Raw genomic sequence first — 12,905 nt, 5'->3', positions numbered from 1 at the left:
ATCTCTCGATTTCATATGTTCTTTGAAAACTAGATATCGACATCCAAACAATATGCAAGGCAGATAGATATTTATCTGCGCCAAGCAAGAATCTTTGATGTGTAAACATCATATAAGGTTAAGCTAGAAAGGGCGCACGGTGGATGCCTTGGCACTAGGAGCCGAAGAAGGACGGGACGAACACCGATATGCCTCGGGGAGCTGTAAGTAAGCATTGATCCGGGGATTTCCGAATGGGGGAACCCACCATCCGTAATGGGATGGTATCCATATCTGAATACATAGGGTATGAGAAGGCAGACCCGGGGAACTGAAACATCTAAGTACCCGGAGGAAGAGAAAGCAAATGCGATTTCCTGAGTAGCGGCGAGCGAAACGGAATCAGCCCAAACCAGAGGGCTTGCCCTCTGGGGTTGTAGAGACACTCTACATGGAGTTACAAAGGAACGAAGTAGGTGAAGCGGTCTGGAAAGGCCAGCCAAAGAAGGTAACAGCCCTGTAGCTGAAACTTCGTTCTCTCCTGAGTGGATCCTGAGTACGGCGGGACACGTGAAACCCCGTCGGAATCCGGGAGGACCATCTCCCAAGGCTAAATACTCCCTAGTGACCGATAGTGAACCAGTACCGTGAGGGAAAGGTGAAAAGCACCCCGGAAGGGAGTGAAATAGATCCTGAAACCGTGTGCCTACAAGTAGTCGGAGCCCATTAACGGGTGACGGCGTGCCTTTTGTAGAATGAACCGGCGAGTTACGATCCCGTGCAAGGTTAAGTTGATAAGACGGAGCCGCAGCGAAAGCGAGTCTGAATAGGGCGACATAGTACGTGGTCGTAGACCCGAAACCGTGTGATCTACCCATGTCCAGGGTGAAGTTCAGGTAACACTGAATGGAGGCCCGAACCCACGCACGTTGAAAAGTGCGGGGATGAGGTGTGGGTAGGGGTGAAATGCCAATCGAACACGGAGATAGCTGGTTCTCCCCGAAATAGCTTTAGGGCTAGCCTCGCGGCAAGATTCCTGGAGGTAGAGCACTGATTGGACTAGGGGCCCCCACAGGGTTACCGAATTCAGTCAAACTCCGAATGCCAGAGAATTATCCGCGGGAGTCAGACTGCGAGTGATAAGATCCGTAGTCAAAAGGGAAACAGCCCAGACCATCAGCTAAGGTCCCAAAGTATACGTTAAGTGGCAAAGGATGTGGAGTTGCCCAGACAACCAGGATGTTGGCTTAGAAGCAGCCACCATTTAAAGAGTGCGTAATAGCTCACTGGTCGAGTGACTCTGCGCCGAAAATGTAACGGGGCTAAACGTATCACCGAAGCTATGGCTTGTACCGTATGGTACAGGGGTAGGGGAGCGTTCGAAGTGCAGCGAAGTCAGACCGGAAGGACTGGTGGAGCGCTTTGAAGTGAGAATGCCGGTATGAGTAGCGAAAGACAAGTGAGAATCTTGTCCATCGAAAGCCTAAGGTTTCCTGAGGAAGGCTCGTCCGCTCAGGGTTAGTCGGGGCCTAAGCCGAGGCTGAAAAGCGTAGGCGATGGATAACAGGTTGATATTCCTGTACCACCTCCTTTCCGTTTGAACAATGGGGGACGCAGTAAGGTAGGGTGAGCGCACTGATGGAATAGTGCGTCTAAGCAGTTAGGCTGTTGGGTAGGCAAATCCGCCCAACGTGAAGGCTGAGCTGTGATGGCGAGGGAAATTTTAGTACCGAAGTCCCTGATCCTACACTGCCAAGAAAAGCCTCTAGTGAGGAAAGAGGTGCCCGTACCGCAAACCGACACAGGTAGGCGAGGAGAGAATCCTAAGATGATCGGGAGAACTCTCGTTAAGGAACTCGGCAAAATGACCCCGTAACTTCGGGAGAAGGGGTGCTCTGATAGGGTTTATCGCCCGAGAGAGCCGCAGTGAATAGATCCAAGCGACTGTTTAGCAAAAACACAGGTCTCTGCGAAACCGCAAGGTGAAGTATAGGGGCTGACACCTGCCCGGTGCTGGAAGGTTAAGAGGAGGGGTTATCCTTACGGAGAAGCTCTGAATTGAAGCCCCAGTAAACGGCGGCCGTAACTATAACGGTCCTAAGGTAGCGAAATTCCTTGTCGGGTAAGTTCCGACCCGCACGAAAGGTGTAACGACTTGGATACTGTCTCAACGAGAGACCCGGTGAAATTATAGTACCTGTGAAGATGCAGGTTACCCGCGACAGGACGGAAAGACCCCATGGAGCTTTACTGCAGCTTGATATTGGATTTTGGTACAGCTTGTACAGGATAGGTAGGAGCCTGAGAAGCCGGAGCGCCAGCTTCGGTGGAGGCGTCGGTGGGATACTACCCTGGCTGTATTGAAATTCTAACCTTGAACCGTGATCCGGTTCGGAGACAGTGTCAGGCGGGCAGTTTGACTGGGGCGGTCGCCTCCTAAACAGTAACGGAGGCGCCCAAAGGTTCCCTCAGAATGGTTGGAAATCATTCGCAGAGTGTAAAGGCACAAGGGAGCTTGACTGCGAGACCTACAAGTCGAGCAGGGACGAAAGTCGGGCTTAGTGATCCGGTGGTTCCGCATGGAAGGGCCATCGCTCAACGGATAAAAGCTACCCTGGGGATAACAGGCTTATCTCCCCCAAGAGTCCACATCGACGGGGAGGTTTGGCACCTCGATGTCGGCTCATCGCATCCTGGGGCTGAAGTAGGTCCCAAGGGTTGGGCTGTTCGCCCATTAAAGCGGTACGCGAGCTGGGTTCAGAACGTCGTGAGACAGTTCGGTCCCTATCCGTCGCGGGCGCAGGAAATTTGAGAGGAGCTGTCCTTAGTACGAGAGGACCGGGATGGACACACCGCTGGTGTACCAGTTGTTCCGCCAGGGGCATAGCTGGGTAGCTACGTGTGGACGGGATAAGTGCTGAAAGCATCTAAGCATGAAGCCCCCTCAAGATGAGATTTCCCATCACGTTAAGTGAGTAAGACCCCTTAGAGATGATGAGGTTGATAGGTCTGGTGTGGAAGCGTGGTGACACGTGGAGCTGACAGATACTAATCGGTCGAGGGCTTATCCTTAAAATGCATTACGTTTGGAAACGTCGTATCTAGTTTTGAGAGAACATACTCTCAAACTTAATTAGATCATGGTGAAAGTCATGGTTAGGTCTAGTGATGATGGCGAAGAGGTCACACCCGTTCCCATACCGAACACGGAAGTTAAGCTCTTCAGCGCCGATGGTAGTTGGGGGTCTCCCCTGTTAGAGTAGGACGTCGCTAGGCAAATGAGGAAGATGGATGAAGATCCATCTTCTTTTTTGTGTTTAAAAAGAAAAAGAAGAAAAAAGGTGGTTTGGCATCCGCCAAACTTCTGATTAAAGGTGATTGGGATGTGGAGGGGAGGGTATAGAGCTTGGTTAGAGCTGAGCTGGGTTGTCGAGATTTAGCGAATGGCCTTTATTTATGATTTTAGACTTAATTAAGGTCTGTTACGACTTAATTAGCTCTCATTTCGAACCGAATTTTGTTCATCTAGACTTAATTATGGGTTAGAGATACCCCGCCTCGTATTTTTAAAAGACCTGTTTCAACCCTAAAAATCCTCTCACAACCATAAAAAAGGAAGAAGATGGACACAACCATCTTCCAGCACGTGATATTCTTCAGCAAAAAGCTCCATAAATCCATTCAAAAGCAACGTTAATAACTCTTACAACCATGTCCAAGCCAAGAACTCACCAAAAACACCCAAGATCTCGCTTCCAAAACCACTAATCAGCTCTCCTCATCAACCCAACCACCCACAATTTCACGGTAATCCTGAATTTATTCACGGTAATATAAAAAATATTCACGTATAAGACCCCTATTTTCACGGATAAAAAATTTTAAACGATTTTCGACACCATCCACCTAATTTGGAGCGCAACACGTTCTACTCCCGAATACAACACTAACCAAGAAAAACCACACCCCTCATCATCCTAAACCCACATCAACCTCAAAACACATCAAAACTCTCCTACTCAGCACATCAGATAGTTTTAAATCCTGATACATCGGGGATTTAGGAACCATGAAGACGTGAACTCGGTTTATTTTACCGATTTGAATAGAGACAGACACAACAAAGCCCAGAGTCTCATACATTTTAAAGAACCTAAAATAATCTGAAAAAACGTATATGGATAAACAATTCTGGCAACAATGGCATTATGGAGGTGGAAGAATGAAAGCGACACGACAGTACGGGGAAATTTGTATGGTGTGTGAAGAAAAGAAGGATCGGGGATTACACATTCTTCATCAATTTATTTGCCGGGAATGTGAACATAAAATCCTTACCGCTAAAACCAATGATGAATATTATAAACATTACTTATCGCAATTGAGAAAATTAAAATTAGTAAACGCGTCTTCGTGAAAAACAGGCTGATCGACAGCCTGTTTTTTTGTTGAAGCAAATTCGTAGAACCTGAAAACTATGATAGAATAAAAGTATAAATGGCACGGGAATGCGTGTGAAAACAAAGGGAAATACAAGATGAAGCAAGCACCGCTATACGAAGCATTAATCAATCATATTCATACAAATAAATGGTCTTTTCATGTGCCAGGTCATAAAAACGGACTTCTGTTTGAAAAGACGGCAGCACCTTTTTTCAGTCTGTTTTACCGCTGGATGTAACAGAACTAACAGGATTGGATGATCTGCATCACCCAGAGGGTCCGATTTTAGAAGCACAAAAGTTATTAGCATCATTTTACCAAGTCAAGAAAAGTTATTTTCTTGTTGGTGGAAGTACATCGGGCAATCATGCGATGATCCTTTCTTCCTTTATAGAGGGAGATATCGTTCTCGTTCAGCGGAACTGTCATAAATCGGTGCTGAACGGACTGGAACTAGCAGGAGTTACACCTGTCTTTCTGAAGCCTGAGATCGATGAAGATGGCGGCTATCCACTAGGCGTGTCTCTTCAAACAGTTAAACAAGCTGTTGAAACGTATCACAGTGTAAAAGGAATCATTCTTACAAACCCTACTTATTACGGTATGCAGCAAGACATTACAGATATAGCTGAGCTTATTCATAGTGTGGGCGGAATTGTACTAGTAGATGAGGCGCATGGAGCACACTTTGGACTAAACGATATGCCGAAAAGCTCGATACATAAGGGAGCAGACATGGTGGTGCAATCTGCGCACAAAACCCTTCCTGCTCTAACGATGGGTGCCTATCTACATGTGAACAGTGAGCGAGTGGATTTACAGCGATTATCCTATGCGTTACAGATGGTTCAATCGAGCTCCCCGTCCTATCTTATTATGGCTTCACTTGATCTGAGCCGGCTTTTTCTTGAAAATCTAAGTGATGTCGAGTCTGAAAATATCATCAATCAAACTGTAAATCTGAGGAAGTTTATCAATTCACTCCCGCACCTTGAGGTTAAGACAGCACCAAATCATTATGTACTTGATCCATTAAAGGTTACGGTTCAGTCTGACAGGGAAATATCAGGGTATGAGCTGCAGGTTCTATTTGAAAAAGAAGGATTATTTACCGAGCTGGCAGATGATCGTAATGTTTTGTTTGTCTTGCCGCTAGGACCGATTCAGCGCTTTGAAGATCTTAAAAAAGTATTCGAAAAAATATCAAATCAACTTCAAAGCTATGAAGCGAGTCAGTCACATGCTGAATCCATACCTGTTTTTTCATCAGTCAGCAGATTAGCACTTTCTTATAGAGAGATGAAATGTATTAAAGCAAAGCCCATTTCGATTGAGGCTGCAGAGGGGCTGGTTGCAGCTGAAGCCATTATTCCATATCCACCGGGGATACCATTGATCGTAAAAGGGGAACAAATTACGTCGGAACATATTCATCAGTATTCTTTATTGAAAAAGAAGGGTGCTCGTTTCCAAGGAACATTCGGGCACAAACAGATGTATGTTTTTGATAGAACATAAGGGGCATTAACAGTGAAAGGTTTATTTATAACATTAGAAGGTCCTGACGGGTCTGGAAAAACAACACAGATCGCAAAGGTCGCAGAATATATTAAAAAACAGAACATCGATTTTATCCAAACACGCGAACCAGGCGGAACGAGAATCAGCGATAAAATCCGATCACTTATTTTGGATCCCGAACATAAAGAAATGCATGATCTTACTGAGGTACTGCTCTATGCGGCATCCCGTGCGCAGCATGTTCACGAAAAGATTCTTCCAGCACTAAAGGAAGGAAAAGTGGTGCTGTGCGACCGTTTCGTTGATGCATCTCTTGCTTACCAAGGATTTGGGCTTGGTGTAGGGGAAGAACCTGTGCTTCAAGTAAACAACATTGCAACGAGCGGACTCGTACCGGATCGCAGTTATTTTGTAGATGTTTCACCAGAAGTAGGAAGAGAACGCATGAAAGCTCGATATGGAACGGAGAATCTCGACCGAATCGAACAAAAAGATCTTACGTATCATGAACGAGTGAGAGAAGGGTTTTCTCACATTTTTTCTAGACAAGCCGATCGCATCGTTCGTATTAATGGCGAACAGAATCCTGAGGCAGTGTTCGAGGAGATCGCGAAGGATTTAGATAAACTTTTATCGAATCATAAGGAAAAGTAGAAGGAGGCATTTGCCATGAAGATGATTATAGCCGTTGTTCAAGATAAAGACAGCAACAGATTGCAGGATGCGCTTGTTGATAAAAATTACCGCGCCACAAAGCTCGCGACAACAGGCGGATTTTTGAAAGCTGGAAATACAACGTTTATGATTGGTGTGGAAGATGCTCAAATCGATGATGTGATGGAGATTATTCGGGAGAACTGCAAAAGCCGTAATCAGATGGTGGCACCCGTTTCACCGATGGGTGGCAACGCAGATGCTTATGTGCCATACCCAGTAGAAGTTGAAGTAGGCGGCGCAACGGTGTTTGTTCTGCCAGTTGAAAGCTTTCAGCAATTTTAAATATATTGAGGGGTTATTATGAAAATCGGCCAAGATATAAGACCAGTTCTTGAAACAAAACAGAACGATGGAAAGACCGGGAAAAAGCCGTCTCTTTCTTTTGGTGAAGCCGTGTCAAAACAAAGTGAGAAATTACATTCCGAACAGTTAACAAGACTGTTAGGTGATATAGAAAATCAAAGTAAAAGACTGCTTCAATCACAAACGGTACGAGATTTGCAGCTTTATAAAAACTTAGTTCAACGCTTCGTAAAAGAAGCAGTTGATTTCGGCATGCAGCTAAAGCAAAACAAAAGCTGGAACGAGCAAGGCAGATCACGAACACTTAGTCTTGTAAAGAAGTGGACGAACAGCTGATTCTGCTGACAGAGGCTGTACTGAGCCAGGAAAAAGAGTCAATCACGTTGCTCGATAAAATTGGAGAAATAAAAGGTTTGTTAGTTAATCTATATACGTAGTAGGTGAGTAGGATATGGTGAGCTGGGAAGACTGCAGCAAGACACAACCGCGTGTTGTGAAGTTATTAAAAAACAGTATACGAAAACATCGCCTTGCTCATGCATATATTTTTGAAGGGGCCCATGGAACCGGTAAGATGGCGATCGCAACCGTACTTGCAAAAACATTCCTTTGCCGAAATGCGGAGGATGGTAATCCATGTGAAAGCTGCCCGAACTGTAAGAGGATTTCGTCAGGAAACCATCCTGATGTTCATATCATCACACCAGACGGGCAGAACATTAAGATTGATCAAATCAGGGGATTGCAAAAGGAATTTGCCTATAGTGGTATGGAGTCATCTAAAAAAGTATACATTATTGAACATGCTGATAAGATGACGGTGCAAGCGGCAAACAGTCTATTAAAGTTTTTAGAAGAGCCTGGTGCGGATACAATTGCTCTTCTTTTAACAGAACAGGTTCATAGTTTGCTCGACACTATTCGTTCTAGAGCTCAGACGTTGTCCTTCTCGCCCCTTCCGCCACAAGGAATCTTAGAAAAATTACTTCAGGAAGATATACCGAAGCCGGTTGCTCTATTAGCGTCTTCCTTGACATCAGATTATGCAGAAGCACTCGAAATTTGTAGGGAAGAGTGGTTTGCACAAGCGAGAGCCAAAGTGATACAATTAACGGAGGACTTGCGGCTGCGGCCGGATTACTGTCTTGTTATCTTACAAGATCAGTATTTAAGTTTTTTAAAGAAAAAGATCAGTTGCGTTTAGCATTAAATTTACTTTTGATCTGGTATCGAGATCTTTTATCTATACATTTATCAAACTCGGAAAACGTTGTGTTTTTCGATCAGCTTCAAGCATTAGAGCAGCAGGCCCTTCACACTTCGCAAAAAAAGACGGGTGAAGCCCTGCAAGCGATACTGACTGCTCAAGCTAGACTCAGGAGCAACGTCAGCCCCCTTATGGTGATGGAGCAGTTGGTTTTACGATTACGGGAGGGATAAAACCTTGTATGAGGTAGTGGGAATCCGCTTTAAAAAGGCGGGTAAAGTATATTATTTTGACCCCGGCGACCTTGAAGTGAAAAAAGACGCGTTTGTCATTGTGGAAACAGCGCGTGGAATAGAATATGGCAAGGTAGTTATCGATAAGAAACTAGTCGGGGAGAATGATGTTGTTCTTCCTTTAAAGAAAGTCGTTCGGCTCGCGACACAGAAAGACATTTTGTCTGTAGATGAAAATAAAGCAGCTGCTAAGGAAGCGTTTCAAAGTTGTGAGGATAAAATCATCGAACATAAGCTGGATATGAAGCTTGTCGATGTCGAATATACGTTTGATCGTAACAAAATTATTTTTTATTTTACAGCTGACGGAAGAATTGATTTCCGTGAACTCGTAAAAGATCTGGCTTCGATTTTCCGAACAAGAATTGAACTCAGGCAGATCGGTGTTAGGGATGAAGCGAAGATGCTAGGCGGAATTGGTCCATGCGGCCGAATGCTTTGCTGCTCTACATTCCTGGGAGATTTTGAGCCAGTATCGATTAAGATGGCAAAAGATCAGAACCTTTCATTAAATCCTGCTAAAATTTCAGGTTTATGCGGCCGTTTGATGTGCTGTTTGAAGTACGAAAACGACTATTATGAAGAAGCTAAAGAAGAAATGCCTGATGTTGGTGAAGAAATTATGACCCCTCATGGTGTTGGTCGCGTTGTCGGCTTGAACTTGCTTGAGAAGATTATTCAAGTGAACATTCCTGCAATGGAAAGAACAACCGAGTTCACATTGGACGAGCTTGCAGGTAAGAGAGAGGAATTAATCAGTCAGGCAACAGAGTAAAAGAGGTGGAATTCGTGGAAAAGAAAACAATATTTTCCCGCGTAGTACAGATGGAAGAGCAAATCACAGTGCTGTCACAGCAACTGGAAGATTTCAAGACCCATTTGGCTGCACTAATTGAAGAAAACCACCATCTCGTGATGGAAAATGATAATCTGCGAAACAAGCTGAATGCCGACCAAAAGCGGAATTCTGTTAAAAAGTCTTCAGCCTCTAAAGTCAAAAAAGAGCCTACTGATATTGGTGAAGGCTATGATAACCTGGCACGGCTCTACCAAGAAGGATTCCACATTTGCAACCTTCATTATGGCAGTGTTCGTTCAGAGGGAGATTGTTTGTTTTGTCTTTCATTTTTAAATAAGAAATAAACGCCTTTCCAAATGGGAAGGCTTCTTTTTATATGGCTGTCTTTAAAGTTTGGAGTTTTCTTTGTAGATCTTGAAAGTGTTGATTTCCGTTCCAGGTGCTCGCTTTCCGCGGGGCAGGCGGTGAGCCACATTCGTACGTTTCACTCTTAAGTGTCTCACCTGCCGGCCTGTTCCGCAGGAGTCTTACACCTTGCACTCCAATCAACTATTCAATGAAGATAATGATTATAATGCTTTATAAGCAGCAACCTATAGAGAAAACCTTCCTTCTAAAAAGAAAAACAGGGATGTAGTTGGAAATTGCGCTTCATTAACAATCAAAATAAAAAAGAACTAAAAACCTTTTATATAGAAGAAAGGGGAGTTACTGTGGAAAAACAACTCCTGCCAGATGAGCGGATTGATTTTTTAGTGCATGAAGATTTAAAAATAATACAAAGTCCCTCTGTTTTTTCGTTTTCACTTGATGCTGTTTTACTTAGCCGGTTTGCTTGGGTGCCTATTCAGAAAGGGAGAATCATTGACCTCTGCAGTGGAAACGGTGCGGTTGCCCTTTTGTTAAGCAAACGCTCAAAAGCAAACATTACTGGAGTTGAAATTCAGGAAAGATTGCACAGCATGGCAACTAGAAGTGTTGCGTTAAATGGATTGGAAGAACAGATTCAAATGGACTTAGCGGATATCAAAGATGCTCCAGCTACATACGGATATGGGACATTCGATGCGCTCACATGCAATCCTCCTTACTTTGCATCTCTACATGAACATGATTTTAATGAAAATGAACATCTTGCCATCGCTCGTCATGAAATTCATTGTTCGCTCGAAGATGTCATACGCGTCAGTAGTCAGCTCGTAAAACAAGGCGGAAAAGTGGCAATGGTACATCGACCAAACCGACTGATGGAAATTTTAGCATATATGAGGCAGTACAAGCTCGAACCAAAGAAATTACAGCTCATTTATCCGAAAGCGGGCAGTGAAGCTAACATGCTTTTAATAGAAGGAATGAAGAATGGCAAGCCAGATCTGCACATTTTGCCTCCAATAACGGTGTATGGTGAAGACGGCCAATATACGGATCACTTAAAGAGGATGTTCTATGGTGAAGAAGGAAGATAATCACTTTCTGTATATTTTAGAATGTGGAGACGGAACTTATTATACAGGGTATACAAATGATTTGACGAAGCGACTTCAGAAGCATGAAGAAGGTAAAGGTGCTAAGTATACGAGGGGAAGAGGTCCTCTAAAGCTTGTTTTTCAAAAGGCTTTTTCAACTAAGCAGGAAGCGATGCGGATGGAGTTTGCCGTTAAGAAACTCAATCGGGCTGAAAAAGAAAGAATGATAAAAGAGGGAAGTGTTTCGTATGTGGCAGCAAAAGAGTTACGCAAATGATAACGAGGGCGGCATGCTGTACTTAGTTCCAACACCTATCGGTAACTTAGAAGATATGACTTACCGAGCAATTCGTATTTTAAAAGAATCGGATATCATCGCAGCAGAAGATACAAGACAAACCAAAAAGCTTTGCAACCACTTTGAGATCAGCACTCCCTTAACGAGTTATCACGATCACAATAAACAGCAAAGCGGCAAGAAGCTTTTAGAAGAGTTAAAAGACGGAAAACAAATTGCACTCGTAACAGATGCAGGAATGCCAGGTGTCTCTGATCCAGGGTATGAACTCGTTGTTCAATGCGTAGAAGAAAGGATTTCCGTTATTCCGTTGCCTGGCGCTAACGCAGCACTTCCCGCACTTGTTGCATCAGGATTGAATACAGAGCTCTTTACTTTCTATGGTTTTCTGCCGAGAGGGAAAAAAGAAAAGAAGTTAGAGCTAGAAAACTTAAAACGATTTCCTTCTACCCTTTTGTTTTATGAAGCTCCACATCGCTTAAAAGAAACACTTCAAGCCATGAACGGAGTATTTGAAGGCAGAAAAATTGCAGTGATACGGGAATTAACAAAAAAATATGAAGAAATTACGCGTGGTACATTGTCTGAGGTATCGGAATTCTTTAGCCAAGGAGATGCTGAAATACGGGGAGAATTCTGCTTAGTTGTGGAAGGCAGCGGTAATACTGATTTTGAACTGGATGCTCAAGAACAATGGTGGGAATCTTTATCAGTGACCGATCACGTGGAGCACTACGTTGACAAAGGCGAAAAACCAAAGGAAGCAATTAAATTAGCTGCCGCTGACCGTAACGTACCAAAGCGGGAAGTCTACCAAGAGTATCACGGGTTGTAGTTTCTTCTCTAAAGGGAGCTAGATAGGTGAAACGCAACTGTTCCAGCCGAGGAAAGCGAGCTTCTTGAAAAAAGATTAAAAAGCTCTTTTCTAAAAGGTTGTTGCTACTTGACCATTTTTTCTCTTCTTTGACAAGTTGATTGTAGTGGAAGGTGCGAGACTCCTGCGGGACAGGCGGGCGGGTGAGACACTTAAGAGTGAAACGTACGAATGTGGCTCACCGCCTGCCCCGCGGAAAGCGAGCACATGAAACGGAAATCAACTACTTCCAAAAGCAACACAGAAAAACCCAGAACAAAGGAAAAGAGCCCTCTAAATCGAAGGCTCTTGTTTTTTGTGCTTATTTTGATGTTTGTAATTGCTTTTGAAGTTCTTCCATAACTTCTTTAGCACCTTCACGGCTAAGGATGATCTTTCCGCCTGCAACCGTGTAGTTGTCATCAGAAACTTCCCCAGTTACTGCACAAGTCATGTTTGGCTTGTATTTCTTAAGGATGATGCGGTCATCATCAACATAGATCTCTAAAGCATCTTTCTCTGCAATTCCTAAAGTACGGCGTAATTCGATCGGAATAACGACACGTCCTAGTTCGTCCACCTTACGTACAATTCCTGTAGATTTCATAATAAAATCTCTCCTCCCAGATATATAAAAAGATTTCCCTATCTATTTAAATCGTCAGAATTCGACAAAATCCTACGAGAACATCTTACCAAGATTTCCAATTGTCGTCAATAGTTTTGACTTAAACATTTTTTCGTTTTTTACCATTGAATTTACTAGACTATACCCATATTATAATACTTCCAAAACCCTAAATTGGAAGATATATTCATATATTGTCATAAAAAATTCAAGAATGTGTAAAAGATGAAAAAAATTAACTGGAAATACCGATAAAATAAACGTCAAATTTCGACAAAACTAACAACGAAAAAATACTATCCAAATTTCCCTTTCCGACCATTAGCTTGTATGCCTTGACACACTTTCCATGCATTAGGTATATTTTGAAGGAAGAAAAGAGAATAATGAAAGTATTT

10 protein-coding genes, 2 rRNA genes and 3 pseudogenes are annotated in these 12,905 nt (G+C 43.5%); 14 read left to right on the top strand and 1 reads right to left on the bottom strand.

Annotation, left to right across the window (positions count from 1 at the left end; genetic code table 11):
* The first annotated feature begins 116 nt into the window (after positions 1-116).
* The 14 genes and pseudogenes from ACEWFH_RS01635 (at position 117) to ACEWFH_RS01570 (ending at position 12,229) form a co-directional block, all read left to right on the top strand.
* A 23S ribosomal RNA gene (locus tag ACEWFH_RS01635) occupies positions 117-3,051 on the top strand.
* Between the two features lie 89 nt (positions 3,052-3,140).
* A 5S ribosomal RNA gene (gene rrf / locus ACEWFH_RS01630) occupies positions 3,141-3,255 on the top strand.
* Between the two features lie 901 nt (positions 3,256-4,156).
* Positions 4,157-4,396, top strand: coding sequence for a sigma factor G inhibitor Gin (locus ACEWFH_RS01625; protein ID WP_473725857.1), 240 nt, complete (start codon positions 4,157-4,159; stop codon positions 4,394-4,396).
* A 120-nt stretch (positions 4,397-4,516) separates the two neighbouring features.
* Positions 4,517-5,940 (top strand): annotated as a pseudogene (locus ACEWFH_RS01620) (aminotransferase class I/II-fold pyridoxal phosphate-dependent enzyme).
* 12 nt (positions 5,941-5,952) lie between these two features.
* A complete protein-coding gene (gene tmk / locus ACEWFH_RS01615) occupies positions 5,953-6,597 on the top strand; it encodes a dTMP kinase (protein ID WP_473725856.1) in 645 nt (214 codons plus the stop codon).
* Positions 6,598-6,612: 15 nt separating this feature from the next.
* A complete protein-coding gene (locus tag ACEWFH_RS01610) occupies positions 6,613-6,942 on the top strand; it encodes a cyclic-di-AMP receptor (RefSeq protein WP_066390471.1) in 330 nt (109 codons plus the stop codon).
* 18 nt (positions 6,943-6,960) lie between these two features.
* A pseudogene (locus ACEWFH_RS01605) lies at positions 6,961-7,400 on the top strand (YaaR family protein).
* A 14-nt stretch (positions 7,401-7,414) separates the two neighbouring features.
* A pseudogene (holB, locus tag ACEWFH_RS01600) lies at positions 7,415-8,403 on the top strand (DNA polymerase III subunit delta').
* Positions 8,404-8,407: 4 nt separating this feature from the next.
* The gene (locus ACEWFH_RS01595; protein ID WP_473725855.1) at positions 8,408-9,238 is read left to right on the top strand and encodes a PSP1 domain-containing protein; all 831 of its coding nucleotides are present in this window, start codon (positions 8,408-8,410) and stop codon (positions 9,236-9,238) included.
* Positions 9,239-9,252: 14 nt separating this feature from the next.
* A complete protein-coding gene (gene yabA, locus ACEWFH_RS01590) occupies positions 9,253-9,606 on the top strand; it encodes a DNA replication initiation control protein YabA (RefSeq protein WP_473725854.1) in 354 nt (117 codons plus the stop codon).
* A gap of 369 nt (positions 9,607-9,975) precedes the next feature.
* Positions 9,976-10,728: a tRNA1(Val) (adenine(37)-N6)-methyltransferase gene (locus ACEWFH_RS01585; RefSeq protein ID WP_473725853.1), complete on the top strand. Its 753-nt coding sequence runs from the start codon at positions 9,976-9,978 to the stop codon at positions 10,726-10,728.
* Positions 10,709-11,005, top strand: a complete 297-nt coding sequence (locus tag ACEWFH_RS01580; protein ID WP_473725852.1) for a GIY-YIG nuclease family protein — start codon at positions 10,709-10,711, stop codon at positions 11,003-11,005. The genes ACEWFH_RS01585 and ACEWFH_RS01580 overlap by 20 nt, the downstream gene beginning before the upstream one ends.
* Complete coding sequence (gene rsmI, locus ACEWFH_RS01575) at positions 10,977-11,861, top strand: 16S rRNA (cytidine(1402)-2'-O)-methyltransferase (protein WP_473725851.1); 885 nt, start codon at positions 10,977-10,979, stop codon at positions 11,859-11,861. Before ACEWFH_RS01580 ends, rsmI begins: the two co-directional genes overlap by 29 nt.
* A gap of 152 nt (positions 11,862-12,013) precedes the next feature.
* Positions 12,014-12,229 (top strand): hypothetical protein, encoded by a 216-nt coding sequence (locus tag ACEWFH_RS01570; protein WP_473725850.1) that lies wholly within the window; start codon positions 12,014-12,016, stop codon positions 12,227-12,229.
* On the opposite strand, the gene ACEWFH_RS01565 is transcribed toward ACEWFH_RS01570, so the two are convergent.
* The gene (locus tag ACEWFH_RS01565) at positions 12,202-12,486 is read right to left on the bottom strand and encodes an AbrB/MazE/SpoVT family DNA-binding domain-containing protein (protein WP_066238107.1); all 285 of its coding nucleotides are present in this window, start codon (positions 12,484-12,486) and stop codon (positions 12,202-12,204) included. The two genes, ACEWFH_RS01570 and ACEWFH_RS01565, sit on opposite strands and share 28 nt — an antisense overlap.
* Between the last annotated feature and the right edge of the window lie 419 nt (positions 12,487-12,905).

The organism is Fictibacillus sp. EA-CB0309 (assembly GCF_055814265.1).
Note: the sequence above shows the minus strand (reverse complement) of the source record. Positions and strands in the feature narration are given on the sequence as shown.

Coding starts and splice junctions, on each gene's coding strand:
- ACEWFH_RS01610 (WP_066390471.1), top strand. CDS start 6,613: ATGAAGATGATTATAGCCGTTGTTCAAGATAAAGACAGCAACAGATTG.
- ACEWFH_RS01580 (WP_473725852.1), top strand. CDS start 10,709: ATGGTGAAGAAGGAAGATAATCACTTTCTGTATATTTTAGAATGTGGA.
- ACEWFH_RS01625 (WP_473725857.1), top strand. CDS start 4,157: ATGGATAAACAATTCTGGCAACAATGGCATTATGGAGGTGGAAGAATG.
- ACEWFH_RS01565 (WP_066238107.1), bottom strand. CDS start 12,486: ATGAAATCTACAGGAATTGTACGTAAGGTGGACGAACTAGGACGTGTC.
- rsmI (WP_473725851.1), top strand. CDS start 10,977: ATGTGGCAGCAAAAGAGTTACGCAAATGATAACGAGGGCGGCATGCTG.